A 25,633-nucleotide genomic window follows, 5' to 3' on the forward strand; every position below is an offset into this window, starting at 1 on the left:
GGCGGGTCAGTTCAGGAGGAGACCGATCCCGCCGAGGGTGTACGTGATCATCAGCACGAGCAGTGGCAATTGGCCGGCCACGGCCCGGGCGGGCGGGAAGAGGCGTACGGAGCGGTCGTGGGCGGCGACGACACCGAGGACGTGGCCGGCGACGACGGCGGTGACCTGGAGGGCGGCGAGGCCCCCGGGGGCCAGGGGTGGAGCGGCCGGGGAGGCGTTGTCAGTGCCGAGTGCCATGCTTACTGTGCGTGGTCCTTCGGTCACGAGGAGGGAGAAGTAGTGGGCGATGAGATAGCCGAGGGCGATGGGCACGAGTGAGTGCGCGAAGGCGGTGAGGGGACGGGGGTGGGGTCCGCTGACGAGGCGGGTGGCGAGGGTGCACAGGCAGTAGAGGGCGGCGACGAGGCCGATGGTGGCGAGCAGTCCGAGCGTGGCCGTGGGAGTGCGGCCGAGGGGGGAGGTCTGGACGGCGTTGATCCAGGAAGGGTTGTCGGAAAGGCCGTCGTAGGCGGTGGAGCCGAGCAGGACGCAGACGGTGGCGACGAGTCCGGGCCGCTCGGGCGTCGCGTCGAGTCCGTGGAAGGGGTTGCGCAGGACCAGGCGCCCGTCGGTGCGGCGGCCGAGGGGGGAGAGCCGGGCGAGGAGGCCGGAGTACGCCTCGAAGGCGTCGCCGTCGGCGAACCAGCGCTCGCCGAAGCGGGCCGCGAGGGCGAGCTGGAGGGTGGCATAGGCGGCGAGGGCGATCAGGAGGGGGGTGGTGGAAGCGGGTTCGGGTGAGACGAGTTCGAGCCAGGTGAAGGCCAGGAGCCCGGCGGCCGCGGGCCACAGGCCGAGCCGTGGCGGCAGGGGACGGTCGGGCCGGCGGCGGGTGGCCCGGCAGATCAGGCGGTGCAGGGTGCGCAGCGGGTTGAGCAGGCGCCAGACGGGACCGAGGAGGAGGGAGGCGGGCACGAGTCCGACCCAGAACAGGACGTAGACGGCGCCGGGCGCGGGGTTGCGGTCGGGGTCGTCGGGACCGAGGAGGAGGTGGGCGGCGACGAACAGCGCGGCGGCGAGGCCGAGGACGCGCAGGGTGGTGCGGGTGGCCGGCGCGTCGGCCACCCGCTGGAGGGCGGCGGGCAGCGGCAGGCCGGAGCGGTCGCCGCGGAAGCGGGAGGTGGACCAGAGCAGGGCGAGCGCGAGGAAGGAGACGAAGAGCGCGGTGAAGGCCCCGGCGAAGGCGTAGAAGGGAGAGATGGGCAGGTCGTGGGTGGAGCCCACGCCGTGGGCCAGCACGGTGGCCGGGGCGGCGTGGGGGTCGGCTCCGGAGCCGGTCACCGGACGACGAGCTGGGTCAGCAGGAGGCCCGACGCGTGCGTCTCCACCTCGAAGAGTCCGGTGCGGTCGGCGGTGAGGACGAGCGTGGCCTCCTGGCCCGGAGGGAGGGCGAGTTCCTTGTCGTAGCCGTGGACGTGCAGCGTGTCGGCGCGGTCGCTGGTGACGCGCAGGGCCACCCGTTCGCCGCGCTTGACCTCGGTACGGCCGGGCGCGGGGGCGACCTTGCCGTCGCGGACGGTGACGGTGATCGTGCGGTCGGCCTCCTCACCGCCTCCGGCCGGCGGAGCCGGGGGCGTGGTGGCCGGGGCGGACGCCGGCGGGGCGGAAGCGGGCGGGGCGCCGTGGTCGTGGCCCTGGCCGGAGGCGCCCGGCTGGGCGGCGGTGAGCGGGGCCGTGGCCTCGACGGCCTTGCCGCCGACGGCCCAGGCGGTGTGGTCGTCGGCGTAGAGGCGGACGGTCAGGGTGTGCGTCCCCTGGGGCACCTGCGCGGCCGGCAGGTGATACCAGGGGCCGTACAGCCGGGCCAGTTTGCGGCCGTCCAGCTCCAGGTGGGCGTGGCCGGCGCCCGGGAGGGCCGCGCCGCCGGTGCTGTCGGGCGTGAACCGGTAGTTCTGGACGGTCAGTTGCAGGTTCCAGCCGTCCTCGCTGTCGGGGCGGACGGCCAGCCGTACCTGTGGTGCGCCGTCGGCCGGGACCTCGCGGAAGCGGTGGCCCGTCGCGTCCGTGGTGTCCAGCAGCCTGCCCACGTTTCCCGAGGCCTGCTCGTGGCTCGTGCCCGGCTTGTGGTGGGTGGTGGCCCGCCCGCCGCAGCCGGTCAGTCCGGCTGCGGCGAGCAGGAGTGCGAGGGCGAGTACCGCCGCCCGGCGCCCGGCGTTCACGCCGCGGCTCCCGGGGCGGGGTCGGCGCCGCCCGGGGCGGGAGCCGTCGGGTGGTCCGCGGCCGCGCTCAGGGCCGGGGCCGGGGCGGGCGGTACGGGGGTACGGTCGCCCGCCGGGTCGGCGCCGCCCGGGCCGCCGGGACGGGCGGGGGCCGGACCGGGGCGGGCCGAGGCGATCACGGCCCAGAGCACCCACAGGACGGCGAGCAGGGCACGGATCCAGGCGGGGCCGACCGGGATCCACGGGATCATCAGCACCGCCTTGTCGAAGGCGTCGAGGAGGGTGAGGGCGCCCAGCAGCAGGGTGACGCGGGCGAGCCAGGGGCGGTCGGGCCGCAGCGCGAGGCCGGCGCCGGTCCACCACAGGCCCAGGAGCAGCAGGGCCAGGGCCGGGACGGGGGTGGCGGTCAGGGCCATGGTGGAGCCGGCCACGTCCAGGGCCAGGCCCGCGAGGCCCGCGAGCGTGGCGGCCGTACCCAGCCGGGAGCCGCGCAGCCGGCGCCACCACAGCACCCCGCCGACCAGCAGGAGGACGGCCGCGACGGCGGCGGCGACCTGGGTCTCCACGCGTTCCAGGCCCCGCGCGCCGTACCAGTCGCAGCCGGCCGGCAGCCGGCGCGCCTGCACGTTGTAGTCGGCACAGACCATCAGCTGGGCCAGCTTGACCGGTTCGCCGACCAGGCGGGCCGAGGCGCCGGAGACGTCGCCGCGCGCCGCACCGCACCGCGGCAGGGTACCGGGGGTGGAGCCGTCGGGTCCGGACTGCCAGCAGTTGCCCCTGCCCTGGCCGTCCCACCAGACGTCCATGCCGTTGGGCCGGGAGGCGCCGGCCTTGTCCCTGCCCAGGATGTTGCCGGCGTAGCGGTTGTGGTGGGAGGTGTCCGTCTGCTTGGACCACTCCTCCTCGCCGCGGATGAAGGCGGGGACGGCCGAGAGGAAGAAGCCGGCGCGTTCGTGGCCGTAGACCCAGTTCTTCTCGTAGATGTTCCAGTTGCCGCCCGCGGTGATGATGCCGGTGCCCGGCGGCATGGAGATCTGCGGGCAGACCACGCCCTGCTCGTAGCCGCGCTCGACGGGCGGCTTGGCGCAGGTGCCGTCCGCGACGTGGCGGTAGTAGTCCTGGTTGTTGTCGTGGATGAGGTTGCGCTCGAACTTGGCGTGGTTCTGCGGGAGTCCGGGGTGGCCGGGGAAGGCGCTGTCCATCGAGGCGCCGCCCATGTTGTGGTCGAACTCGTTGTCGTGGACCCAGACGGAGTCCCCGGCCGTGCCCGAGTAGCCGACCATGTTGTGGTGGCTGCGGCAGCCGGTGATCTCGATCGAGTAGCGGGGCACGTCGTAGCCGCGGCCGTTGTTGATGTCGGAGGCGCTGCCCGGGTAGATGCCGGAGTCGCCGTTGCCGTAGGACTCGCAGTTCTTGTACAGGCCGTGGTCGCTGGCGAAGGTCAGGAAGCCGTACTCGTCGTTCCAGCGGGTCAGCACGTCGTCGATGACGAACCCGTCGCCCGCCAGCACGTACAGCGAGTTGAAGGTGGTGCGCTGGGCGGTGAAGTTGCGGAAGTAGATGCCGTTGGACTTGTCGGCGCGGATGCCGTTGAGCTTCTGGTACTTGGCGTCGACGACGACGTCGAGGCGGCTCGCGCCGGTGCCCTCGATCTGCAGGTTCGTCTTGCCGAGGATGGCCACCAGGTTCTGGTTGTGGCGGCAGCGCTCCTGCTGCTCGTACGACAGGATCTGGTAGCCCAGCGCCGAGTCGGGGGCCTTCAGCGCCGCGCACTCCCCCGTCGGCGCGGGCAGCGAGGGCTCCTCCTCGTAGAGACCGGGCAGGATCGCGATGGTCATACCGGGCCGGTCGACCCGGTCGACGGCTTCCTGGATGTGCCGGAAGCCGCTCTGCTCGCAGCGCGCGAAGAGGGCGAGGTTGCGCGCCTTGAGCTCTTCGGGGAAGGCCGCGATGCGCTGCTCGAAGGCGGCCCGGTCGGTCTTGCACACGATGAGGTCGGGCTCGCCCGTGCGGTACTGCGGCACGGATCCGGAGCCGTCCGGGAAGGCGACGGGGCGTTCCTCGTGCGCCTGCGCGGCCGGGGCGGCGGCGAGCAGGGCCAGGAGGGACACCAGGGCGAGGAGGGCGGCGAGGAGCGCCGCCGGCACGGCAGGGAACCTGCGGGTCCACGACATGCGCGAGAGAGTAGAGCATTGTTCATCTTTTGGGATCCCCCCGCGCACGGCCTTTTCCGCACGGCACCTTTCCGCCACCCGTTCCCGTCCGCCGTTGACGCCGCGGGCCGGGAATCCTACTGTCGACCATAGGATTCCTTCGACGGAGCGGGAGCAGGCATGAGCGAGCAGGCCGAGCGGGCCAGGAAGACGGCGGAGGGGCTGGTGTACCTCACGGGCTTCGGCAACGAGCACAGCTCGGAGGCCGTCCCGGGCGCCCTCCCCATCGCCCGCAACTCGCCGCAGATCGCCCCCCTCGGCCTCTACGCCGAGCAGCTCAGCGGCAGCGCGTTCACCGAGCCGCGCGCCCACAACCGCCGGTCGTGGCTCTACCGGATCCGCCCCTCGGCCGCGCACCCGCCGTTCACCCGGATCGACAACGGGGCACTGCGCTCCGCGCCCTTCACCGAGAGCGTCGCGGACCCCAACCGGCTGCGCTGGAACCCGCTGCCCGACCCCGTGCCCGGCACCGACTTCGTGGCCGGCCTGTGGACCCTGGGCGGCAACGGCGACGTGTCCCAGCGCAGCGGCATGGCCATCCACCTCTACGCCGCCAACGCCTCGATGACCGACCGGGTCTTCAGCGACTCCGACGGCGAGCTGCTGATCGTCCCCGAGCGCGGCGGGCTGCTGCTGCGCACCGAGTTCGGCCTGCTGCGCGCCGAGCCCGGCCACGTCGCCCTCGTCCCGCGCGGCGTGCGCTTCCGCGTCGAGCTGCTGGACGCGGACGCCCGCGGGTACGTCTGCGAGAACTACGGCCAGCCGTTCGAGCTGCCGGACCTCGGCCCGATCGGCGCCAACGGGCTCGCCGCCGCCCGGGACTTCCAGGCCCCGGTCGCGGCGTACGAGGACGTCGAGACCCCCGTCGAGGTGATCAACAAGTTCTGCGGCAACCTCTGGGCCGCCACCTACGACCACTCCCCCCTCGATGTCGTCGCCTGGCACGGCACGCACGTGCCGTACGTCTACGACCTGCGCCGTTTCAACGTGCTGGGCACCATCAGCTACGACCACCCGGACCCGTCGATCTTCACGGTGCTGACCTCGCCCTCGGACACCCCGGGGCTGGCGGGCGTGGACTTCGTCGTCTTCGCCCCGCGCTGGCTGGTCGGCGAGGACACCTTCCGGCCGCCGTACTTCCACCGCAACGTGATGAGCGAGTACATGGGCCTGATCGAGGGCGCCTACGACGCCAAGGCCGAGGGCTTCGTGCCCGGCGGCGGCTCGCTGCACAACATGATGTCCGCGCACGGCCCGGACCGGGAGACCTTCGACCGGGCCAGCGCCGCCGAGCTCAAGCCGCAGAAGATCGACGACGGGCTGGCGTTCATGTTCGAGACCCGCTGGCCGATCACCGCCACCGCCCAGGCGGCCGGCGCCGAGCACCTCCAGCGCGGCTACGACGACGTGTGGCAGGGCCTCCAGCGGCATTTCCGCGCCTGAGGCGCCGCCTTAGGATTCCTGCACGTCGCCCCGCCCGTACGGAGAACCGCCCGTGACCGCCTTCGCCCCCGACTCGCTGGTGCTGAACCGGAAGCTGCCCCTCTGGTATCAGGTGTCGCAGTCGCTGCGCGCCTCGATACTGGGGCGCACCCCGGACGCCTCGCTGCGCCTGCCCACCGAGGAACAGCTCGCCGAGCACTACGGGGTGAGCGTGCTGACCATGCGCCAGGCCCTCAAGGAGCTGGAGCAGGAGGGCCTGATCAGCAGGCACCGGCGGCGCGGGACCTTCATCGAGCCGGGCGCCCAGCGCGGGGCGCCGGTCCGGCTGCTGGGCTCGGTCGACGCGATCGTGGCCCAGCAGTCGGGGGAGCGCACGACGGTGCTGGGCCAGGAGCGCACCGCGGTGCCCGGGGAGCTGCTGGAGCACTTCCCGGACACCGCGGAGGTGGTCACCTACCGCCGGCTGCGCCGCGACGGGGAGAGCGGGGAGCCCACCAACTGGGCGGAGAACGCGGTACGGCCGGAGCTCGCGGAGGCCGTGGACGTGGCCGATCTGGAGCGCTGGCCGATGACCAAGGTGCTGCGGGACGTCGTGGGCGTGCGGATCAGCCGGATCACGGACACCGTGGAGGCGCGGCTGGCCGATCCCCTCACCGCCGAGCTGCTCCAGGTCCCGCTGCTCAGCCCGATCCTGCACTACACGGGGGTGACGTACGACGAGGACGGCCGGGTCGTGGACGTCGCCCGGATCCGGTACCGCGGCGACCGGTTCTCCTTCACGGTCACCGTCGACGCCCACTGACCCACTGGCCCACGGCCCCGCTCACCTGCCGGCGGTGCTGCCGACGGGCCTACTTCTCCTCGTCCTCCGCGCGGCGCTCGCCCTCGGCCTGGGACGGCGTGGTCCGCATCGTCTGCGGGTGCCGCTGGCTCTTCTCCTTCTCGTCCATGTCCTCGTCGAGCCGCTCGCCCTCGGCCTGGGACGGGGTCGAGTATTCGTCGTACTGGCTCATGACCGTCTCCTCGTCGGGAGATATCCATACATAAGGAGCGTAACGCTTCGGCCTGGACGGGGCCCGGGCTCCGGGCGGCGTCGCTACCATCGGCCGGGTGAGCGACGACGTACCGCTGCTGGACGATCTGATGCCCTGGTCGGTGCCGGGGCTGCGGCTCGGGCGGGCCTGGGTGGCCGCGCCCGACCCGGCGACCCTGCGGGCCCGCTGGACCGCCCTGGCCGGGGCCGAAGCCGCCGAGCGGGAGCGGCTGTTCCGCCCGAGCCGGGCCCGGACGCCCGACGCGGGCGCGGCCGCGCTGCCGGGGCAGCGGACGGCCACCGACCGGTTCTCCCGGGCGCCCGGACCGTGCCCGGAGCCGGTAAGGGTGCTGCGCGACCCCTTCGACGAGCAGTGGCTGCTGCCCGACCAGCGGCTGATCGACGCGGCCCGGCCGGAGCTGTGGCGGGTCCAGGACGAGCACCAGCTCTTCGCCGTGGAGGCGGGACCGGAACTGCTGGTCAGCGCCCATCTGCCGGCCGTCGGCCCCGGGCCCGGCCGGACCGTCCGGGTCCGGCCGCTGCACCGGCGCCCGGGCGGCACCGAGCCGAACCTGGCGCCGGGGCTGCTGGCGTACCTCGGTGAGCGCTACCGCACCTGGGTGACCCCGGAGGACGTCCTGTCGTGGATCCTCGCGGCCGGCCGGCCCGGCCCCCGCGGCCACGAAGTCCCGCTGCCCGCCGGGCCCGAGGGCTGGCGGGCGGGCCTCGAGCTCGGCCACCGGCTGCTGACCGTCCAGCTGCGCGGCGCCCGGGGCGGGGAGCCGCCGCGGCTGCCGGGCGGGCGGCGGCCGTACGTGCGCCGGGCGGTCCCGGCCCGGCCGACGGCCCTGTCGTACGACCCGGAGACCGAGACCCTGCACCTGGACGACGGGGCGGTCTCCCCCGTCCCGGCCGCGGCCTGGGCGTACGAGACGGGCGGCGTCCGGGTGCTGGAGCGGTGGTTCGCCGCCCGGACCGCACACCGCGGACTCGACGGCCTGGAGGCGCTCGGTCCGGCCGAGTGGCCCCAGGCCTGGACCTCCGAACTGCTGGCGCTGCTGACCACGCTGGCCCTGCTGGCCGACCTCGCCCCGGCGCGCAGCGCCCTGGAACCCGGCCCGCCGCTGCCGGCGGCCGAGCTGCGGGCGGCCGGCGTACTGCCGCCGCCGCGCTGGTCCCGCCGGCCCGCCTCGGTCCTGGACCACCACGAGGAGGGCCCGGGCGGCCAGTTCGCCCTGCTCTGAACCGTCCGCGGCCGGTCCGCCCCGCACGGGCGGGCGGCGCGCCGGCCGCCGCGAACCGGGCCCCGCCCCCAGCCTGCGCGCGGCGTCGGCGGGTCCCGGCGCGCGTGGTGTCAGCGGGCGGACCAGCCCGCCAGGAGGCGCAGCAGGGTGCGGTCGAAGACCTCGTCCATGTCGGGGGCGGCGGTGCCGGCCGCCCCGAAGGCTCCGGCCAGCAGGGGGTACGCGCCGGTCGCGAGCCGGGCGCCGAGGTAGTCGGCGCGGACCCGCTGCTCCTCCTCCTCGCTCCACGGCAGCGCGCGGGCCCGCTCCGCCAGGGCCAGCTCGCCGCCCACGTACGTCGCCACCGTCCCGTTGACGGCGGCGACCAGCTCCAGCTTGTCCGCGGCCGCGATGTCCAGCGGCGCCAGGCAGGTCAGGCAGTGCTCCAGGTAGCGCAGGACGTTCGGGCCGAAGCCGTAGGCGGGGGTGAGCAGCCGCGGCAGCCACGGGTGCCGGTGCATCAGGGCCCGGCCCTGGCGGGCCACGCCCAGCAGGTCGGCGCGCCAGTCGCCGGTCGGCGCGGCCAGGTCGTACTCGCCGCCCACCGCGTCGACCATCAGCTCGTACAGGTCCTCCTTGCGCGGCACGTAGTTGTACAGCGACATCGTGCCCGCGCCGATCCCGGCCGCCACCCGCCGCATCGAGACCGCCTCGATCCCCTCGGCGTCGGCGATCCGCACCGCCTCCGCCACGATCGAGTCGCGGCTGTGCGCCGGCCGCGGGCCGCGGCCCGCGCGCTGCGGCCTGGTCCAGATCACCTCGGGGCCGGTGGGGCGCCCGCTCGCTGCCATGCCTCGTCCTCTCTCGCGTCGCTCCCCCATCCTAGTTACGTACACCGTACGTAGTGAGGTAGGGTCTCCGCCATGACAACAACTACGTACGCCGTACTTAGTGAGGGTCTGACCAAGGACTTCGGGACGGTCCACGCCCTGCGCGGCCTCGACCTCGCCGTCCCCGAGGGCTCCGTCTGCGGCCTGCTGGGGCCCAACGGCGCGGGCAAGACCACCGCGGTCCGCATCCTCGCGACCCTCACCCGCCCGACCGGGGGACGCGCCTTGGTCGCGGGGCACGACGTGGTGCGCGATCCCGTGGCGGTGCGCCGCGCGATCGGCGTCACCGGCCAGTACGCCTCCGTGGACGGGGATCTGACGGGCCGCGAGAACCTGCGGCTGTTCGCCCGGCTGACCGGGCTGCGCGGGCCCGCCGGCCGGGCCCGCGCCGACGAACTCCTGGGGCGATTCGGGCTGGAGGAGGCCGCCGACCGCACCGCCGGCACCTACTCCGGCGGCATGCGGCGCCGGCTCGACCTGGCCGCCGGCCTGCTCACCCGCCCCCGGGTGCTGTTCCTCGACGAGCCGACGACCGGCCTGGACCCGGCCTCCCGCGAGCACATCTGGACCGAGGTACGGGCGCTGGCCGACGCGGGCACCACGGTGCTCCTGACCACCCAGTACCTGGAGGAGGCCGACCGGCTCGCCGACGACATCGTGCTCATCGACGGCGGCCGGGCCGCGACGACCGGGACCCCGGCCGCGCTCAAGGCCCGGATCGGCGCCCGTGCCGAGGTCACCGTCGGCGCGCCCGAGGCGCTCGCCGGGGCCGCCGCCGTCCTGGACCAGCTCACCGGCGGCCGCCCCGTCCTCGACGAGGAACGGCTCACGGCCGGCGTCACGGTGCTGGACCCCTCCGTCACCCTGCCGCGGATCATCCGCCGGCTCGACGCCGCCGGGGTGGCGGTGACGGACGCGAGCCTGCGCCCGCCCACCCTCGACGAGGTCTTCCTCCGCCTGACCTCGACCGCAGCGACCACGACCGCACCGGCACAGGAGCACGCCGCATGAGCACCGCGACCCGCACCACCGCCCTGTCCGACGGGGCCGCCGTCCTGACCCGGCAGCTGCAGAAGGCCCGCCACGCCCCTGCGCTGCTGCTGCTCACCCAGACGATGCCGATCACGATGCTGCTGTTCTTCGGTTACGTCTTCGGCAGCGCGATGGCCATGCCCGGCGACGAGTACCGCGCGTTCCTGGTCCCGGGCCTGCTCGCCGCGACCGCCGCCGGCGGGCTGATGACCGGTATGTTCACCGCCGCGCAGGACGCCCACCGCGGGGTGACCGACCGGTTCCGGTCACTGCCGATGAGCCGGGCGGCCGTACCGCTGGGCCAGACGGCCGCCGACCTGGTCACCACGGCCGTCGGCACGGTCCCGCTGATGCTGGTGGGCCTGGCCATGGGCTGGCGCGTGGAGAACGGACTGCCGGGCGCGCTCGGGGCGTTCGGCGTCCTGATGCTGTTCCGCTTCGCCATGGCCTGGGTGGGCACGTACCTCGGGCTGATCAGTGCGAGCGAGGAGGCGGCCGGACAGCTCGGCAGCGCCACCTTCGTGCTGCCGCTGCTGTCCAGCGCCTACCTGCCGACCGCCGGGCTGCCGGCGTGGCTGCGCACGGTCGCCGAGTGGAACCCGATCAGCGCGGTCGCCTCGGCGGTGCGCGAGCTGTGCGGCGGCCCGGGCGCGCAGGCGGCGGCCGGCGCCGCCTGGCCGGCCGCGCACCCGGTGGCCGGGGCCGTGCTCTGGTCGCTGGCGCTGCTGGTGGTGTTCGTACCGCTGACCGCCCGCGGGTTCGCGCGCGGCCGGGACTGACACCGCCGTCCCCGGCAGGGGGTGACAGGAGCGGTCCGCACCCGGTAGGCATCGGTGTCATGGAACAGCTCGCCGCACCCCTCCCGTTGGACGGGATCACCGTCGTCGCCGTCGAACAGGCCGTCTCGGCCCCCTTCGCCACCCGCCAGCTCGCCGACCTCGGCGCGCGGGTGATCAAGGTCGAGCGCCCCGACGGCGGCGACTTCGCGCGCGGCTACGACACCGCCGCCCAGGGCCTGGCCTCGCACTTCGTGTGGACGAACCGGGGCAAGGAGTCGATCGCCCTGGACCTGAAGGACCCGCGCGGCCGGGAAGTCCTGCACGGGCTGCTGGCGGGCGCGGACGTGTTCGTGCAGAACCTCGCCCAGGGCGCCGCCGCCCGCCTCGGCCTGGACGCGGCGACCCTGTGCGGGCGCTACGAGCGGCTGGTCGCCGTGGACGTCTCCGGCTACGGCGCGCAGGGCCCGTACGCCCACAAGCGGGCGTACGACATGCTCGTGCAGTGCGAGGCGGGGCTCGTCTCGGTGACGGGCACGCCCGGACGGCCCGTCAAGGCCGGGATCCCGGCGGCCGACATCGCGGCCGCCATGTACGCGTTCTCCGGCGTCCTCGCCGCCCTGCTGCGGCGCGGTACGACCGGCCGCGGCGGCCCGGTCGAGATCGCGATGCTGGACGCGCTCGCCGAGTGGATGGGACATCCGCTGCACCACACGATGCACGGCGGGGAGCAGCCCGTGCGCACGGGCCTGGCGCACGCGGTGATCGCGCCCTACGACGCGTACGGGACGGCGGACGGGGACCGGGTGCTGCTGTCGGTGCAGAACGACCGGGAGTGGCGGCGGCTGGCGCGGCAGGTGCTGGAGCGGCCCGAGCTGGCGGAGGATCCGGCGTTCGCGACGAACGCGGCGCGGACCGCGAACCGGGAGAAGACCGACGCGGCGGTCGCCGACGCGCTGGGCCGGCTCGGCGCGGACGAGGCGCTCGCGCGCCTGGAGTCGGCCGGCATCGCCTGCGCGCGGCTGAACTCGGTGGCGCAGCTGGCCGATCACCCCCAGCTGGCGGCGCGGGACCGCTGGCGGGAGGTGGGATCGCCGGCCGGGCCGCTGCGGGCCCTGCTGCCGCCGATCGTGCTGCCGGGCGGCACGGCACCGCGCATGGGCGCGGTGCCCGCGCTGGGCGAACACACCGATGTCCTGCTGCGGGCCCTGGGGATGACGGACGCGCAGATCTCGGCACTGCGCCGGGACGGTGTGGTCGCCTGAGGGAGCCGGGGTCGGGGACGGGTGGTGGTGCGGTACGCCCCCCTAGTGGCGGCGGCTGCCGAAGAGCGTGCGACGCAGCCGGCGCAGCGGTGCGAAGAGCGAGACGCGCGCGCTCCGGCTCCGCTGGACGTGCGTGTGGTCGCGGGACGTGAGCTCGCGCATCAGCAAGGTCGCCTCGGCCGCCTCCCGGTGCGGGACGGCGGGGCCGCCCAGCACGGCGAGGTGGCGGTCGAGGCGCGAGCTGGTCGCGCTGCTGCCGCACGTGATGGCAGGCACGCGGGGCGGCCTGCTGCGCATTGTTATCTGTTCCATGTCTCTCCCCACCCAAACGAGGGCACCCGGCCCGGGCAGGGTAACCCTATCGCCCCCGAGTCGCTGCCGGGTATCCCGGTCGTGTGAATTACCCCTATCCGTACGGGGAGTTGACGATTACTCAGCGGAGTCGGCAGTCACTCTCCGCACAAAACCCGTGCTCCGGGGGGCCGTCGTCGCACGACCGTCACCGAGCGGACCGGCTCCGTCACGGCGGGGGGCAAAATGCCGGACTGGCGCTAACTTGGGGTGATCGACCTGTGACACGGTGGGGGGCGCGCGTGAGCGAGGATCCGGAGCGTGTGGTGGCGGGCCGGTACCGGCTGCTGGACGAGGTGGGCCGGGGCGGCACGAGCATCGTGTGGCGGGCCCGGGACGAGGTGCTGGGCCGCGAGGTGGCGGTCAAGGAGGTCCGCGCCCCGGACGGACTGGACCCGTCGCGGGTACGGCTCATGTACGCGCGCCGGGAGCGCGCGGCGTGGGCGGCGGCGCGGATCGCGCACGACGCCGTGGTGGCCGTCCACGACGTGGCGAGCGAGGACGGCCGGCCGTGGATCGTGATGGAGCTCGTGCGCGGGCTCTCGCTCGCGGACGTGCTGGCCGCCGACGGTCCGGTGTCCCCGCGCGAGGCCGCGGGCATCGGGGTCCAGGTCCTGGCGGCGCTGCGCGCGGCGCAGGGCGCCGGGGTGCCGCACCGGGGCGTCGGGCCCGGCACGGTGCTGATCGGCAACGACGGCCGGGTGCACGTGAGCGGCTTCGGGTCCGGCACGCCGGACGACGTGGCACCGGACGACGAGGAGCCGGATCTGCGGGCGCTGGGGGTGCTGTTGTATACGGCGGTGGAGGGGATCCCGCCCGTCCCGGTGGACTCCCCGCGGCCGCGCCGGGCGGGCGCGCTGGCGCCCGTACTGGAGGGGCTGCTGCACGAGGATCCGGCCGCGCGGATGCCGGCGGCGCGGGCGGCGGAGCTGCTGCGGGTGGTCGCCGCGGGCGGGTCGCCGCCGGGTGCGGGCGGGCCGGCGGCGGACCGGGCGGCCGCGGACCGGACGGCGCCGGAACGCGACGGGGCGAAGAGCCGGGCCGGGGGCGGGAGTCGCGGCCCGGCTCCGGAACCGACGCCGGAACAGGAGCCGGACCGGGGGCCGGGGCCGGAGCCGGAGTCGGGGTCGCGGCGGGCGGGGGCGGTGCTGGCGCTCGGCGTCCTCGCCCTGGTGGCGCTGCTGACGGCCCTGACCGTCCTGGGGTGGCGCCTGCTCGATTGACGCCCGCCCGCCCGGACCGCGCAAGGAGGCCCCGCCCGGCGGGGCCTCCTCCCCTCGTCCCGCGGGAGCGGTTACGCGGCGTTCGTGAAGACCGGCAGGTAGCCGCCGGACTGTCCGGCGGCCGTCGGGTGGTACGACTCGCCGATGTTGAGCCAGTTGACGCTGTGCAGCCACGCGGTCCCGGAGGAGCAGATCTCGTGGCCCGTGAAGGAGCCGACGACCGAGGCGAAGGTGAAACCGTGGTCGGCGGCGCGCTTGGCGATGGCGGCGTTGAGGTGGTCGGCGGCGCCGTTAATGGCGGCCCGCTCGTTCTCGGTCAGGCCCGCGGTGCAGGTGCCGTTCAGCTTGTAAAAGCGGGGGTAGCCGAGGACGACGACGTGCGCGCCCGGAGCGCGGCTGTCGATCGCGTTGTAGACCTGGTCGAGCTTGCCGGGCAGGGTGGAGGTGACGTACGCCTTGGCCTGGTTGACGCGGTTGACGCAGGTGGCCTCGGACTGCAGCACGCAGGTGGTCATGACGTCGGCGAAGCCGGCGTCGTTGCCGCCGATGGTGATGCTGACGAGGTCGGTGCCGGAGTTGAGCGGGGCGAGCTGCCCGGAGAGGACGTCGTCCGTACGGGCGCCGGAGCAGGCGACGAAGGAGAAGGTCTGCGGGGCGTGGGCGGCGGCCCACAGGGCCGGGTAGGCGCGGGCGGTGCGCTTGCAGTTCCCGCTGGTGCCGTCGTAGTTCCCGGCGCCGACGCCGGAGGAGTACGAGTCGCCGAGCGCGACGTAGCCGAAGTCGGCGGCGGCGGAGGCCTGGCCGGCGCCGAACAGAGCGGCGCCCGCGGCGAGTAAGAGGGACGAGGACAGGGCGGCGAAACGAGACAGCTTCATGGTGCGGCTCCTGCGGCTTCGTGTGGGGGTTACTGCCGAGTTCCGTGGTACCGGCGCACAGGGGCTGTCTGGAAGTGTCCATGCCAAGAAGATTCGGGGTGGAGATGCGGGCCGAATCTTCACGCGCGGAGCGTTTGAAGGGGGAAGTACGACACCCGTTCCAGCGAACGAACCGGGGAAACACGGGTGCGCAAGGGCACTTCGTGCCGGATCATGGGCGCCATGCCAGCCAACCCTCATGACGCGCTGCCGATCCGGCTCAACGTCGACGACAGCGATTCCCCGTCGGACGTCGTCGACGCGCTGTTCCTCGGCCGGTTCGCGTCCGGCGAGCAGCCGTACTCGCGGAGCGTGACGATCGAACGGGTCAAGGCCGGAGTGACCCTGCTGCCGCCCGCGGCCACGGTGCTGCGCTCGGCGCGCGACACCGACCGCAGCGCCACGCTCGCCGAGGGCGAGGGGTGGACCATGCTCGTCTCGCGCTGGAGCCGGGGCGCGGACGTGACGGTGACGGCGGTCAGCGACGAGCTGGCGGCCAGCGTGCTCGGGGAGGCGACGGCGGGGGCGCAGGACGAACCGGAGCCGCAGCCGGAGAACGTGACGATGGGCTTCTGGTACGTCTCGCCGCGGCGCGGCCCGTACCGGACGACGCGTCAGATCGCGGCGGGCACCTGGGAGGAGGTACGGCCGAACTACACCGCGCCGGTGGCCGGGGCGATGGACCGCCTGATGAAGGTGACCCCGGACGACATCGCGGGCCGGCTGCTCCTGCTGCACGGCCCGCCGGGCACGGGCAAGACCTCCGCATTGCGCACGCTGGCCCGGTCGTGGCGGGACTGGTGCCAGGTGGACTGCGTCCTGGACCCGGAGCGGCTGTTCAACGACGTCGGCTACCTGATGGACATCGCGATCGGCGAGGACGAGGGGGCGTCGAAGGGCCGCTGGCGGCTGCTGCTGCTGGAGGACTGCGACGAACTGATCCGCGGCGAGGCCCGGCACACGGCCGGGCAGGCGCTGTCACGGCTGCTCAACCTGACGGACGGGCTGCTGGGGCAGGGGCGCAACGTGCTGGTGGGCGTCACCACGAACGAGGACCTCGAACGGCTGCACCCGGCGGTGGTCCGGCCCGGGCGGTGCCTGGCGCGGATCGAGGTGGGCCGGCTGACGCACCGCGAGGCGGTGGAGTGGCTGGGCACGGACGAGGGGGTGGCGCGGGACGGGGCGACGCTGGCGGAGCTCTTCGCCCTGCGCCGCGGCTCCGGCCCGGCGGCGATCCTCCCGCCCCAGCCCCAGGGCGCGGACGCGGGCCTGTACCTGTGACGGGGGCTCCGCCCCCGTGCCCTCCCCCGGAGCGCCGGCCGTGACCAGGGTGCGCTCACACGCCGGGCGGGCGCACCCCGGTCACGGCCGGCCGTACCGCGCCCGCAACGCCTCCACCGCGACGGCACCGGCTTCGTCCAGCGTCAGCCCCAGCCGGTGCGCGCGGTCCGCGAAGTCCTGCGCCGCGGCCGCGGCTTCCCGCGCCGCCGCGTCCCCGGCCGCCGCCACGAACGTGCCGTGCCGTCCCCGCGTCTCGATCACCCCGTCCGCCTCCAGCGCCCGGTACGCCTTCGCGACCGTGTTCACCGCCAGCCCGAGCTCCTGCGCCAGCCCCCGTACCGTCGGCAGTTTGAAACCGGCCGGCAGCCGGCCCGACCTGGCCTGGTCGGCGATCTGCGCGCGCAGTTGTTCGTACGGCGCCGCCGCGGCCGACGCGTCGAGGGAGATCCTGAGGTTCGTCGAGGTCACCGGCCGATTCTCCCTCATCACCGGTAATTCGGAGGCGGTCCGGCGGCGACCATGCGTAGCGTCGGGGCCCGTGACCGATACCACCGTTCTGATCCGCGACCTCCGCCCCGGTGACCCCGTGGACGCCGAGGCCGTCGTACGGGTGCGCCGCGCCACCCTGCCCTTCATGATCACCACCGCCGCCGGGGTGGCGTCCGAACTCACCAACTCCCCTCCCGCCCGGCGCTACCGCATCCTCGTCGCCGAGACCCCCGACGGCCACGTCGTCGGTACCGCGCAGGTCGGGATCGCCCATGACAGCCCGGAGCCGGGCCAGTCGTACCTCAACGCCTACGTCGACCCGGCCCACCGCGGGCGCGGGGCCGGCACCGCCCTGCTGCGCACGGCCGAGGCGTACCTGGCGGCCGAGGGCGCCGTCGACGTGTACGCGTGGGTGCTGGACGAGCCCGGGCACCGGGCGTTCGCCGAGCGGCACGGCTACCGTGCGAGCCGGAGCGCGCACTTCCTGCGCCTGGACCTGGCCACCGTTACGCTCCCCGCTCCCCCGGCCGACCTGCCCGCCGGCGTCGAGCTGCGCCCCGGGTCCGCGTTCGCCGCCGACCCCCGCCCCCTCTTCGAGGCCGACGCGGAGACGACCGCCGACGAACCGGGCGACATCGACACCGAGTTCGACGACTACGAGGACTGGCTGCGGCACACCTGGCACAACCCCGACCTCGACAAGGACCTCACCACCGTGGTCCTGGTCGACGGCGCGGTGGCCGCCTTCACCGCGGCCCTCACCGACGGCCGCACCCGTTACGCCTCCGGCATGACCGGCACCCTGCGCGCCCACCGCGGCCGCGGCCTGGCCCGGCTCGCCAAGGCCGACTCCCTGCGCCGGGCCCGCGCGGCCGGCTACACGGAGGCGTTCACCGGCAACGACGCCGGGAACGCACCGATGCTCGCCGTCAACGCCCGGTTCGGCTACGAGATCTGCGCCACCGAGGTACGGCACGCCAGACGACTGAGGAAGGACCAGCCGTGACCGACCGCGTCACCGTCACGCTGACCAAGGGCGGCCGCACCAAGATCAGCTACCCCGCGGAGCGGCTCGGCGACGACGGCGCGCGCGTCACCGTCCGCGCCCCGTGGGCGGCGGACGGCGTCCGTGACTTCGGCTTCGTCCGCTTCGAGCCGGGGGACGTGTTCGTCGAGCACTTCTGGCGGGACCGCTGGTTCGCGGTCAAGGAGGTCCGTACCGGCGCGGGTGCGCTCAAGGGCTGGTACTGCGACATCACCCGCCCCACGGCCGTAGGGGAGGACGGGATCCTCGTCGAGGACCTCGATCTCGACCTGTGGGTCTCGGCGGACCTGACGGACGTACGGCGCCTGGACGAGGACGAGTTCGCGGCGAGCGGCCTGGCCGGGCGCGACCCGGAGGCGGCCCGCGCGGCCGTCGCCGCCCTCGACGAGCTGGAGGACCTGGCCCGCTCCGGCGGCTTCGCGAAGCTGCTCGGCGAGCACCCCGGGCACGCCCTCGGGGGCGCCCTCGGGGGCGCATCCTGACGGGGCGCTTAGCCCTTCCTTAAAGGGAACCTAAGGATCCCCTCCGGGGCCCAGATCCCGGCGGAAGCCGTGGTCAGGGCGGCTAGCTTGGCCGGGACAGGACAGGGCACGGGGCGGCGTCGCGACCCACGGGGGGCGTGGCGCCGCACGGCCCGACCGCTGCTCGAAGGAGATCCCACCGATGCCCGCACGCCGCCGTACCGTCACCCGTCTCGCCGCGCTCGGCTTCGCGCCGCTCGCCGTCACCGCGTACGCCGTCACCCCGGCCGCCGCCCACGGTTCGATGACGGACCCGGTCAGCCGGGTGGCCGCGTGCTACGCCGAGGGGCCGGAGGCGCCGAAGTCGGCCGCGTGCAAGGCGGCCGTGGCGGCCAGCGGCACCCAGGCGTTCTACGACTGGAACGCGGTCAACATCGCCAACGCCGCCGGGAACCACCGCTCGCTCATCCCCAACGGCCAGCTGTGCTCGGCCGGCAACGACAAGTACCAGGGTCTGGACCTGGCCCGCGGGGACTGGCCGGCCAGCCCGATGTCGGCGGGCCCGCACACCTTCCGCTACAAGGGCACGGCCCCGCACAAGGGGTCGTTCGAGCTGTACGTCACCAAGGACGGCTACGACCCCGCCAAGCCGCTGAAGTGGTCGGACCTGGAGCCCGCGCCGTTCGCGAAGGTCACCGACCCGGGCATGCAGAACGGTGACTACGTCTTCACGGGGACCGTGCCGAACAAGTCCGGCCGCCACCTGATCTACAGCATCTGGCAGCGCTCGGACAGCCCGGAGGCCTTCTACACCTGCTCGGACGTGGTGTTCGGCAAGGACAGCGGCACCGCCCCGGTGCCGGGCGGCGGCGGCCAGAACGGCGGCAACCAGAACGGTGGCGGCCAGGGCGGCGCCAAGCCCTCCGCCAAGCCGTCGGAGAAGCCGGCATCGAAGCCGTCGGCCCCCACCGACCAGCAGATCGCGGCCGGGCAGAGCAAGTCCTCGGTCGAGCACAACGGTCACGGTGACAACGACCCGAAGACCAACGGTGTTCCGGGCAGCGCGGTCCCCCACGCCCCCGGGGGCGGGGCGACCGCGGTGGCCGGCACCGGCGAGGCCGACGGCCAGGCCGGTACCGGCCTGGCCGCGACCGGCGGCGACAGCACCACCCCGCTCATCGCGATCGGCGGCGCGGGCGTCCTGGCCGTCGGCACGGCCGTGCTGTTCGCCGTGGCCCGCCGCCGGACCGTCGGGGGGCGGCACGGCCGCTGACCCCGGCGGTCCGTCCGGACCACCTGCGCGTCACTCGAAGACGGAGGCGCAGGTGGTCCGCTTGGCGTGTGCGGGGTCGAGCGCGTTGAGCGCCTCGTGCCAGGCGATCCGGTCGGTGAGACCGATCCCGACGTGCTCGGAGAAGTCGACGGGGCACAGGTCCTGCAGGACCACGTTGCGTACGTTCGGCCCCGTCAGGAAGGCGCTGCGGTACGGCGTGACCACCTGGTCGTACTGGGTGGCGATGACGGTGTAACTGACCCCCGGGACGGTGTCGCCGCCCGCGTTGAGCTTCGTCAGGAACGCCGATCCGGCGATCTGGTCGGCCAGCCCCGGGGTGGCGGAGCTGATCAGGTCCTCGGCGCCGGGGAAGTAGGGCAGCAGTTTGGTGAGCCCGAGCAGGGTCGTCCCGTGGTTGTCGGGGGCGAGCCCGATCAGCGCGTTGACCTTGGCGGCGCCGCCAAGGAACTTGACGTAGTAGTTCGGCATCATGCCGCCCTGGGAGTGGCCGATGATGTCGGTCTCCTTGGCGCCGGTGGCGGCGAGCACCCGGTCGACGAAGACGGCGAGCTGCTCGGCCGACTTGTCGACGGGGCCGAGCCCGTGGAAGAAGGGCACGCCGGGCAGTTGCCCGTAGTCGAGCGAGTAGACGCAGTAGCCGCGGTGCACCAGGTACGGCGCGAGGCCGAGCCAGTTGTCGACGGAGTTGCCGAAGGTGCCGTGCACGAGGACGACGGGGCGCGGGTGCGCGGCGGACGGCTTGCAGGACCAGTTGTTCCAGCCGCTGCTCGTGGCGGTGGTGGCGGCGGGCGCCGCCTGCGCGGTTCCGGTGGGGGCGACGAGCGCGGCGGCGGTGAGGGCGAGGACGGCCAGCGGGCGGAGCAGGCGTCTCCAGGGCAGCATCGTGTGATCTCCTTGCGGTTCGACTCAAGGGGATGGTCGTGGGGGTTCGTCGTCCCGTGATCCGGATCACAAGGGGTGCTGCTGCCGTTAAATTACGGTCCAGTAGCAAGAGTTGGAAGTTACGCGTCAGTAAAAAATCGGGTGTCGAACGGCGCGTGTGATAAGCGGACCGCGCCGCAGGGTCGTCGTGGACCGAACCCGCCCGCCCCTCTGCGAGTGATCTGGCTCACAGGCCGTCACATCGGTGAGTCGCCCGGTGTCTTGAGGCCGGACCCCTCGAGACGCAGGAGACAGCATGACCAGACGAACACCGGCCGGCGCGCCGCGCGGCCTCACCTTCCTCAGGACCGCGACAGCCCTGCAGACCCTGACCCTGTTCTTCCAGGCGGTCACCGCGGGCATGCTGCTGACCTCGTCCCACGGGTACCTGATGCACGACGTCGGCTCGAAGGTGATGTACGCGGCCGCCATGCTGTACGTACTCGCCGCGGTCCTGGCCTGGCGCCCGGGCGGCGGTTCCCCGCGCCCCGTCCTGTACGCCACCGGGTTCCTCCTCCTCGCCTCGGCGCAGGTCGTGCTGGGCATCGCGCACGTGCCCTCGGTCCATGTCCCCCTGGGCGTGGTGATGTTCGCCCTCAGCCTGCTGGCCCTGGTCCGGACGGCGCGCCCGGGCGCATCACACCTAGGCGGCGAGGCTGCCGCGTGAGATGGCGGCCGGGCCGAAGCGGCCCCGGATCCGGTCCGTGACCGCCTCCAGGCGGCGGGCCCTGTCGTCCTCGGGATCCAGGCTGAGCTGCCGGGACGCCCGCTCGACGGGAGTCAGGTCCTCCGCGCGCAGCGACACCGCGCGGACCCGGGCCCGTTGGAGGCCGAGGGCGGCGTACAGCGCGTAGGCGGCGTCCGTCAGGGCGGCCGAGTGGGCGGTGGCCTCGGGAAGACTCCGGGTGCGGGTGACGGCCGTACGGTCGGCGCAGCGCACGGTGAGCGTCAGCGACCGGCACACCCGGCCCCGCGCGCGCAGGGTAGCGCCGAGTTCCTCGGTGAGCGAGAGCAGGGCCCGGCGGTGGCGTACGGGATCCAGCTCGTCGCGGTCGAAGGACCGCTCCCCGGCCAGGGCGCGCGCGGCGGCGCCGGGGCGGACCGGGGTGCGGTCGATGCCGTTGGCCCGCTCGTGGAGCTCGCGGCCGGCGCGGGGGCCGAGGATGCGGCGGAGGGTGGCGGGCGGGGCGGCGGCGATCCGGCCGATGGTGTCGAGGCCGTACCGGCACAGGGTGCGGGCGGTCCCGGGACCGATGCCGTCGAGGGCGACGGCGGGCTTGCGGTCGAGGAACTCCCGTACGGAGGCTTCGTCCCGAGGGACGATCAGGGTCCCGCCGGGGCCGGCCGCGCGGAGGGCCATCCGGGCCAGCATGGGGTTGCCGGCGCCGCCGACGGTGCACTCGACGCCGTACAGGGCGAGGGCCCTGACCCGGATCAGCGCGGCCAGCTCGGCCGCGTCACGGCCGAAGTAGCGCAGGGCGCCGCGGAGGTCGAGGAGGACGGTGTCGGGGGGCACCGGCTGCACGGCGGGCGTGACGGCCTCGAACAGCCCGAGCACCCCGGCGTACGCCTCGGCCCCGATCCCCCCGCCCCCGGGCGCCCGCATCCGCACGGCCAGCACCGCACCCGACGCCCGGACCACCACCGAGGCCGAAGCCGCGGCTCCCCGCCCGGAACCTGGCGCCTCAAACGCCGGCGGGGCTGGATCGCCGGGCCCCCGCTCCGGACCCGGCGCCTCAATCGCCGGCGGGGCTGAAGCCCCGGGGGCTCCGCCGAGCACCTGCTCCAGTGGGCCGGGGGTCGGCCGGTACCGGGTCATCCCGCGCTCCCCGGGCTGGAATGCCACAGCTTCCGCCCCGTCGCCACGCCCTCGCCCGCCGGCTGGAGGTCCGCCCACGGGTGCATCTCGTACCCGGTGGGCAGCTGGATCCGCCGCCCGGAGTCACCCGGGTCCGCCGCCACCGGGAGCGGCTCCGCCAGGCGCGCCGCGACCGCGTCCAGGCCGCCGGTGGCACGCACCTCGGCCAGCTCCGCCAGGTTCCACGCCGCCGCCCCCACCACGCTCAGGCTCTGCGGCCCGCGCCGCTGGACGACACCGCGCACCAGCAGCAGGAAGGAGTGGAAGACGGTGTGCGCGCAGGCCTCGTGGCTGTCGTCGAAGAAGGCCAGGTCCACCAGGCCCGTCCCGTCGTCCAGCGTCGTGAAGATGACCCGCCGCCCGGAGCGGATCGGCGGGGTCTGGGTGGCCGCCTTCGCGCCCGCGACCAGCACCGTCTGCCCGTGCTCGGTCTCGCGCAGCCGCCGCGCCGGGGTCACGCCCAGTTCCGCCAGGAAGGCGTGGTGGTCGTCCATCAGGTGCCGGGAGGCGTCCATGCCGAGGACGCCCAGCTCGGCGCTGAGCCGCTCGGCGTCGCCGAGGTCGGGCAGGCCGAGGGCGGCGGTGGCGCGCCCGCCCTCCAGCGGGAGCTGGGGGCCGCGCGCACCCCGCGCACCGGCGGCCCGCTGCGCGCCGTGCAGTTCGCAGACGTGCAGCAGCAGGTCCCGGCGGTTGGCGCCGAACGCGTCCAGCGCGCCCACCTGTGCCAGCCGTTCGGCCACCGGCCGCCCCGGGTGGGCCCGGTCCCAGAAGTCCCGCAGGGAGGCGTACGGCTGCTCGGCCTCGATCCGTCCCGCCTCCGCCTCGCTCATGCCGTGGACGTCGGACAGCGCCAGTCGCAGCCCCCACACCCGCGGCTCGTCGGACACCAGTTCGATACGGTGGGTCGCCGCCGAGCGGTTCACGTCCAGCGGCAGCACCGGCACCCCGCGCCGCCGCGCGTCCGCCAGCAGCAGCCGCTTGGGGTACATGCCGGGATCGTGGGTGAGCAGTCCGGCGTAGAAGGCCGCCGGATGGTGGGCCTTGAGCCAGGCCGACTGGTACGTCGGCACGGCGAAGGCCACCGCGTGCGCCTTGCAGAAGCCGTACGACCCGAACGCCTCGACGATCTCCCAGGTCCGGGCGATCACGTCGGCCCCGTAGCCCCGCTCCCCCGCGCGCTGCGCGAACCAGACCTTGATCCGCCCCTGCGACTCGGGGTCGGAGAGCCCGCGCCGCACCCGGTCCGCCTCGTCGCGCCCGCAGCCGGTCATGATGTCGACGATCTGGATGATCTGCTCGTGGAAGACCACCACCCCGTACGTCTCGCGCAGCGGACCCTCCAGGTCCGGGTGCGGGTAGCGGACCGGCGCGCGCCCGTGCCGGGCGGCGATGAAGGGGCGCACCATGTCGGCGGCCACCGGTCCGGGGCGGAACAGGGAGATGTCCACGACCAGGTCGTGGAAGGTCGACGGCTGGAGCCGGCCCACCAGGTCCCGCTGGCCCGGCGATTCGATCTGGAAGCAGCCGAGCGTCTCGGCGGAGCGGATCAGGTCGTACGTCGCCCGGTCGCCCGGCGGCACCTGCGCCGGGTCGTCCAGGTCCAGCCGCGCCCCCGTGGTCCGCCCGATCTCGGCGACCGCGTGGGCCATCGCCGACTGCATCCGTACGCCGAGCACGTCGAGTTTGAGCAGCCCGAGGTGCTCCACGTCGTCCTTGTCGAACTGGGACATGGGGAAGCCCTCGCCGCTGGTGGGCACCACCGGGGTGCGGGTGAGCAGGGAGGCGTCGGAGAGCAGCACCCCGCACGGGTGCATGGCGATCCCGCGCGGCAGCGCGTCGAGGCCCTCGACCAGGTCCCACAGCCGGCCGTACCGCTCGGCCCGCGCCCGTACGCCGGCCAGTTCGGGCAGTTCGGCGAGGGCCGCGCGGACGTCGCGGGCGCGGATGTGCGGGAAGGCCTTGGCGAGCCGGTCGGTCTCGGCCGGGTCCATGGACAGGGCGGCTCCCACGTCCCGGACGGCGTGCCGGACCCGGTAGGTCTCGGGCATGGCGACGGTGGCGACGCGCTCGGCGCCGAACCGGCCGATGATCTCGCGGTAGACCTCCAGCCGGCGGGCGGACTCCACGTCGATGTCGATGTCGGGCAGCACGGAGCGCCGCTTGGACAGGAAGCGCTCCATCAGCAGGCCGTGCTCGACGGGGTCGGCGTGCGCGATGCCGAGCAGGTGGTTGACGAGGGACCCGGCACCGGAGCCGCGGGCGGCCACCCGGATGCCCATGCGCCGTACGTCGTCCACGACCTGGGCGACCGTCAGGAAGTACGAGGCGTATCCGTGGTGGGCGATGATGTCGAGCTCGTGGTGCATCCGGTCCCAGTACGCGCGCCGGCCGGCGTAGCCGCGCCGCACCATGCCCGCGGCGGCGCGGGACTCCAGCACCCGCTGGGCGGTGCGGTGGGCGGCGCCGACCAGCCAGGGCTCGGGAAAGTGCACCGAGCCCAGGCCCAGGTCGTCCTCGGGGTCGACGGCACAGCCCTCGGCGGTGCGCCGGGTGTCCTCCAGCAGGCGGCGGGCGTCGGCCGGGCGCAGGCCCGCGGCGCGGGCGATCCGGTCGGCGGCGTCGGCCATGGCGCCGGGGTCCTTGAGCCAGCGCTCGCCGCTGTCGAGGGGGCCGCGGGGATCGATGGGCACGAGCCGGCGCGCGGCGTCGAGGACGTCGGCGACCGGCCCCTGGCCGGGGTCGGCGTAGCGGACGGCGTTGGTCAGGACGGCGGTGACGCCCTGGTCGGCGGCGAAGCCGACGGTACGGGCGGCCAGCCGCAGCGAGCCGGGGCCGGTACCGGTGCGGCCGTGGTCGACGGCCTCCAGGCGCAGCGCGTCGCCGTACACCTCCCGCCAGGGCGCGAGCAGGCGCGCGGCCCGGTCGGGCCGGCCGGCGGCCAGCGCCCGCCCCACCTCGGACCCGGGCCCGAGCAGGACGTACACGCCCTCCCCGCGCAGAGCGTCCCAGGGCACCACGGGCTGCCCGGCGCCGGCCCCGCCCCGGGTCCCAGCGCCGGTCCCGGCCGCGCCCGCGGTACCGGTCTCGCCGTCGATCGCGTCCCAGGCACCGGCCGGACCGGTCCCGTGTCCACCCGCGTGCGCGGCCGTGATCATCCGGCACAGTTCCGCCCAGCCGGCGGCCCCGTCCTGGGCCAGGAAGACCGCGCGGGCGGCGGACTCGTCGACGAAGGCGCCGCCCTTGACGGGGGCGCGCAGGCGGTGCGAGGTCCCGGCGGCCGGCGGCCGGCCGGTCCCTCCGGACGGCAGGGGCGCCGGGGCCACGGCCAGGTCCGCCCCGAACAGCGGGCGGATCCCGGCCTTCGCGCACGCCCTGGCGAACCGCACCGCGCCCGCGACGGTGTCGCGGTCGGTGAGGGCGAGGGCGTCCATGCCCCGTTCGGCGGCACGCTCCGCCAGCCGCTCCGGGTGCGAGCCTCCGTAGCGCATGGAGAACCCGGAAACGGTGTGCAGATGCGTGAATCCAGCCACCCGCGGCCTCCTGCTTTCCCTCGATAGAACACCTCCCCCACCTCCACCATAGACCAATTCGAATGCCCGTACGAAACGTATGTTCGACTTTTTGAGGGCTCGGTTCGCCCGCGCAGGCTTCGCCCGACCCGTCACCCGCTCGCGACGGCCCGGTGTCACCGGAAGGTCCCGCGAAGTGCGCCCTACCGCGCTCCTC

General features: G+C 74.6%; 22 protein-coding genes and 1 pseudogene. 12 read left to right on the forward strand and 11 right to left on the reverse strand.

What is annotated here, in order from left to right:
* Positions 1 to 6 precede the first annotated feature (6 nt).
* Genes ACZ6KO_RS23815 through ACZ6KO_RS23825 form a run of 3 tightly spaced genes read right to left on the reverse strand, consistent with a single transcriptional unit; the run spans position 7 to position 4,369 of the window.
* Positions 7 to 1,317 carry a hypothetical protein gene (locus ACZ6KO_RS23815; protein ID WP_469306007.1) on the reverse strand — a complete coding sequence of 437 codons (1,311 nt, stop codon included), beginning with the start codon at positions 1,315 to 1,317 and terminating at the stop codon, positions 7 to 9.
* Positions 1,314 to 2,195, reverse strand: coding sequence for a cupredoxin domain-containing protein (locus ACZ6KO_RS23820; RefSeq protein ID WP_469306008.1), 882 nt, complete (start codon positions 2,193 to 2,195; stop codon positions 1,314 to 1,316). The genes ACZ6KO_RS23815 and ACZ6KO_RS23820 overlap by 4 nt, the downstream gene beginning before the upstream one ends.
* Positions 2,192 to 4,369 (reverse strand): right-handed parallel beta-helix repeat-containing protein, encoded by a 2,178-nt coding sequence (locus ACZ6KO_RS23825; RefSeq protein ID WP_469306009.1) that lies wholly within the window; start codon positions 4,367 to 4,369, stop codon positions 2,192 to 2,194. Before ACZ6KO_RS23825 ends, ACZ6KO_RS23820 begins: the two co-directional genes overlap by 4 nt.
* 159 nt (positions 4,370 to 4,528) lie before the next feature.
* Here ACZ6KO_RS23825 and hmgA point away from each other — a divergent pair, with 159 nt between their 5' ends.
* Both hmgA and ACZ6KO_RS23835 read left to right on the forward strand, forming a co-directional pair.
* Positions 4,529 to 5,851, forward strand: a complete 1,323-nt coding sequence (hmgA, locus tag ACZ6KO_RS23830; RefSeq protein ID WP_469306010.1) for a homogentisate 1,2-dioxygenase — start codon at positions 4,529 to 4,531, stop codon at positions 5,849 to 5,851.
* Positions 5,852 to 5,903: 52 nt separating this feature from the next.
* Entirely contained in the window at positions 5,904 to 6,653 is a 750-nt protein-coding gene (locus ACZ6KO_RS23835; RefSeq protein ID WP_401456502.1) for a GntR family transcriptional regulator, read from the forward strand.
* Positions 6,654 to 6,702: 49 nt separating this feature from the next.
* Here ACZ6KO_RS23835 and ACZ6KO_RS23840 read toward each other — a convergent pair whose 3' ends face one another.
* Positions 6,703 to 6,864, reverse strand: a complete 162-nt coding sequence (locus tag ACZ6KO_RS23840; protein ID WP_469306011.1) for a hypothetical protein — start codon at positions 6,862 to 6,864, stop codon at positions 6,703 to 6,705.
* Between the two features lie 88 nt (positions 6,865 to 6,952).
* On the opposite strand from ACZ6KO_RS23840, the gene ACZ6KO_RS23845 reads away from it, so the two are divergent.
* The gene (locus ACZ6KO_RS23845) at positions 6,953 to 8,128 is read left to right on the forward strand and encodes a type ISP restriction/modification enzyme (RefSeq protein WP_469306080.1); all 1,176 of its coding nucleotides are present in this window, start codon (positions 6,953 to 6,955) and stop codon (positions 8,126 to 8,128) included.
* 110 nt (positions 8,129 to 8,238) lie between these two features.
* Here ACZ6KO_RS23845 and ACZ6KO_RS23850 read toward each other — a convergent pair whose 3' ends face one another.
* Positions 8,239 to 8,958 (reverse strand): TetR/AcrR family transcriptional regulator, encoded by a 720-nt coding sequence (locus tag ACZ6KO_RS23850; RefSeq protein WP_469306012.1) that lies wholly within the window; start codon positions 8,956 to 8,958, stop codon positions 8,239 to 8,241.
* Between the two features lie 72 nt (positions 8,959 to 9,030).
* Here ACZ6KO_RS23850 and ACZ6KO_RS23855 point away from each other — a divergent pair, with 72 nt between their 5' ends.
* Genes ACZ6KO_RS23855 through ACZ6KO_RS23865 form a run of 3 tightly spaced genes read left to right on the forward strand, consistent with a single transcriptional unit; the run spans position 9,031 to position 12,070 of the window.
* Entirely contained in the window at positions 9,031 to 10,008 is a 978-nt protein-coding gene (locus tag ACZ6KO_RS23855; RefSeq protein WP_469306013.1) for an ATP-binding cassette domain-containing protein, read from the forward strand.
* The gene (locus tag ACZ6KO_RS23860; protein ID WP_469306014.1) at positions 10,005 to 10,808 is read left to right on the forward strand and encodes an ABC transporter permease; all 804 of its coding nucleotides are present in this window, start codon (positions 10,005 to 10,007) and stop codon (positions 10,806 to 10,808) included. Before ACZ6KO_RS23855 ends, ACZ6KO_RS23860 begins: the two co-directional genes overlap by 4 nt.
* Positions 10,809 to 10,867: 59 nt before the next feature.
* A complete protein-coding gene (locus ACZ6KO_RS23865; protein ID WP_469306015.1) occupies positions 10,868 to 12,070 on the forward strand; it encodes a CaiB/BaiF CoA transferase family protein in 1,203 nt (400 codons plus the stop codon).
* Positions 12,071 to 12,112: 42 nt separating this feature from the next.
* Here ACZ6KO_RS23865 and ACZ6KO_RS23870 read toward each other — a convergent pair whose 3' ends face one another.
* A complete protein-coding gene (locus tag ACZ6KO_RS23870) occupies positions 12,113 to 12,382 on the reverse strand; it encodes a hypothetical protein (protein WP_469306016.1) in 270 nt (89 codons plus the stop codon).
* A 281-nt stretch (positions 12,383 to 12,663) separates the two neighbouring features.
* Here ACZ6KO_RS23870 and ACZ6KO_RS23875 point away from each other — a divergent pair.
* A pseudogene (locus ACZ6KO_RS23875) lies at positions 12,664 to 13,374 on the forward strand (serine/threonine-protein kinase); the annotation flags it as partial.
* A gap of 341 nt (positions 13,375 to 13,715) precedes the next feature.
* Here the strand turns inward: ACZ6KO_RS23875 and ACZ6KO_RS23880 are convergent.
* On the reverse strand, positions 13,716 to 14,519 hold the full coding sequence (locus tag ACZ6KO_RS23880; protein WP_469306017.1) for an SGNH/GDSL hydrolase family protein: 804 nt from the start codon (positions 14,517 to 14,519) through the stop codon (positions 13,716 to 13,718).
* Between the two features lie 222 nt (positions 14,520 to 14,741).
* On the opposite strand from ACZ6KO_RS23880, the gene ACZ6KO_RS23885 reads away from it, so the two are divergent.
* A complete protein-coding gene (locus ACZ6KO_RS23885) occupies positions 14,742 to 15,839 on the forward strand; it encodes a DUF5925 domain-containing protein (protein ID WP_469306018.1) in 1,098 nt (365 codons plus the stop codon).
* An 81-nt stretch (positions 15,840 to 15,920) separates the two neighbouring features.
* On the opposite strand, the gene ACZ6KO_RS23890 is transcribed toward ACZ6KO_RS23885, so the two are convergent.
* A complete protein-coding gene (locus ACZ6KO_RS23890) occupies positions 15,921 to 16,325 on the reverse strand; it encodes a GntR family transcriptional regulator (RefSeq protein ID WP_469306019.1) in 405 nt (134 codons plus the stop codon).
* A gap of 52 nt (positions 16,326 to 16,377) precedes the next feature.
* Here ACZ6KO_RS23890 and ACZ6KO_RS23895 point away from each other — a divergent pair, with 52 nt between their 5' ends.
* From ACZ6KO_RS23895 to ACZ6KO_RS23905, 3 genes are all read left to right on the forward strand, one after another.
* On the forward strand, positions 16,378 to 17,334 hold the full coding sequence (locus ACZ6KO_RS23895; protein ID WP_469306020.1) for a GNAT family N-acetyltransferase: 957 nt from the start codon (positions 16,378 to 16,380) through the stop codon (positions 17,332 to 17,334).
* Entirely contained in the window at positions 17,331 to 17,855 is a 525-nt protein-coding gene (locus tag ACZ6KO_RS23900) for a ribonuclease FAU-1 family protein (protein WP_469306021.1), read from the forward strand. Before ACZ6KO_RS23895 ends, ACZ6KO_RS23900 begins: the two co-directional genes overlap by 4 nt.
* A 181-nt stretch (positions 17,856 to 18,036) precedes the next feature.
* Positions 18,037 to 19,107: a lytic polysaccharide monooxygenase auxiliary activity family 9 protein gene (locus ACZ6KO_RS23905; RefSeq protein ID WP_469306022.1), complete on the forward strand. Its 1,071-nt coding sequence runs from the start codon at positions 18,037 to 18,039 to the stop codon at positions 19,105 to 19,107.
* A gap of 30 nt (positions 19,108 to 19,137) precedes the next feature.
* Here ACZ6KO_RS23905 and ACZ6KO_RS23910 read toward each other — a convergent pair whose 3' ends face one another.
* Positions 19,138 to 20,010, reverse strand: coding sequence for an esterase/lipase family protein (locus ACZ6KO_RS23910; protein WP_469306023.1), 873 nt, complete (start codon positions 20,008 to 20,010; stop codon positions 19,138 to 19,140).
* 295 nt (positions 20,011 to 20,305) lie between these two features.
* Between ACZ6KO_RS23910 and ACZ6KO_RS23915 the strand changes: the two genes are divergently transcribed.
* Positions 20,306 to 20,716 carry a hypothetical protein gene (locus tag ACZ6KO_RS23915; protein WP_469306024.1) on the forward strand — a complete coding sequence of 137 codons (411 nt, stop codon included), beginning with the start codon at positions 20,306 to 20,308 and terminating at the stop codon, positions 20,714 to 20,716.
* Here ACZ6KO_RS23915 and ACZ6KO_RS23920 read toward each other — a convergent pair.
* Positions 20,693 to 21,655 carry a DNA polymerase Y family protein gene (locus tag ACZ6KO_RS23920; protein ID WP_469306081.1) on the reverse strand — a complete coding sequence of 321 codons (963 nt, stop codon included), beginning with the start codon at positions 21,653 to 21,655 and terminating at the stop codon, positions 20,693 to 20,695. The two genes, ACZ6KO_RS23915 and ACZ6KO_RS23920, sit on opposite strands and share 24 nt — an antisense overlap.
* A 209-nt stretch (positions 21,656 to 21,864) precedes the next feature.
* Positions 21,865 to 25,437 carry a DNA polymerase III subunit alpha gene (locus ACZ6KO_RS23925; RefSeq protein WP_469306025.1) on the reverse strand — a complete coding sequence of 1,191 codons (3,573 nt, stop codon included), beginning with the start codon at positions 25,435 to 25,437 and terminating at the stop codon, positions 21,865 to 21,867.
* Positions 25,438 to 25,633: the final 196 nt, after the last annotated feature.

The organism is Streptomyces sp. NPDC042102 (genome assembly GCF_055582305.1).

What these genes read in the sequence shown, in the direction of transcription:
- ACZ6KO_RS23825 (WP_469306009.1), bottom strand. Translation starts at nt 4,369, where the DNA reads ATGTCGTGGACCCGCAGGTTCCCTGCCGTGCCGGCGGCGCTCCTCGCC.
- hmgA (WP_469306010.1), top strand. Translation starts at nt 4,529, where the DNA reads ATGAGCGAGCAGGCCGAGCGGGCCAGGAAGACGGCGGAGGGGCTGGTG.
- ACZ6KO_RS23840 (WP_469306011.1), bottom strand. Translation starts at nt 6,864, where the DNA reads ATGAGCCAGTACGACGAATACTCGACCCCGTCCCAGGCCGAGGGCGAG.
- ACZ6KO_RS23850 (WP_469306012.1), bottom strand. Translation starts at nt 8,958, where the DNA reads ATGGCAGCGAGCGGGCGCCCCACCGGCCCCGAGGTGATCTGGACCAGG.
- ACZ6KO_RS23855 (WP_469306013.1), top strand. Translation starts at nt 9,031, where the DNA reads ATGACAACAACTACGTACGCCGTACTTAGTGAGGGTCTGACCAAGGAC.
- ACZ6KO_RS23860 (WP_469306014.1), top strand. Translation starts at nt 10,005, where the DNA reads ATGAGCACCGCGACCCGCACCACCGCCCTGTCCGACGGGGCCGCCGTC.
- ACZ6KO_RS23865 (WP_469306015.1), top strand. Translation starts at nt 10,868, where the DNA reads ATGGAACAGCTCGCCGCACCCCTCCCGTTGGACGGGATCACCGTCGTC.
- ACZ6KO_RS23870 (WP_469306016.1), bottom strand. Translation starts at nt 12,382, where the DNA reads ATGGAACAGATAACAATGCGCAGCAGGCCGCCCCGCGTGCCTGCCATC.
- ACZ6KO_RS23880 (WP_469306017.1), bottom strand. Translation starts at nt 14,519, where the DNA reads ATGAAGCTGTCTCGTTTCGCCGCCCTGTCCTCGTCCCTCTTACTCGCC.
- ACZ6KO_RS23885 (WP_469306018.1), top strand. Translation starts at nt 14,742, where the DNA reads ATGCCAGCCAACCCTCATGACGCGCTGCCGATCCGGCTCAACGTCGAC.
- ACZ6KO_RS23890 (WP_469306019.1), bottom strand. Translation starts at nt 16,325, where the DNA reads ATGAGGGAGAATCGGCCGGTGACCTCGACGAACCTCAGGATCTCCCTC.
- ACZ6KO_RS23905 (WP_469306022.1), top strand. Translation starts at nt 18,037, where the DNA reads ATGCCCGCACGCCGCCGTACCGTCACCCGTCTCGCCGCGCTCGGCTTC.
- ACZ6KO_RS23910 (WP_469306023.1), bottom strand. Translation starts at nt 20,010, where the DNA reads ATGCTGCCCTGGAGACGCCTGCTCCGCCCGCTGGCCGTCCTCGCCCTC.
- ACZ6KO_RS23915 (WP_469306024.1), top strand. Translation starts at nt 20,306, where the DNA reads ATGACCAGACGAACACCGGCCGGCGCGCCGCGCGGCCTCACCTTCCTC.
- ACZ6KO_RS23920 (WP_469306081.1), bottom strand. Translation starts at nt 21,655, where the DNA reads ATGCGGGCGCCCGGGGGCGGGGGGATCGGGGCCGAGGCGTACGCCGGG.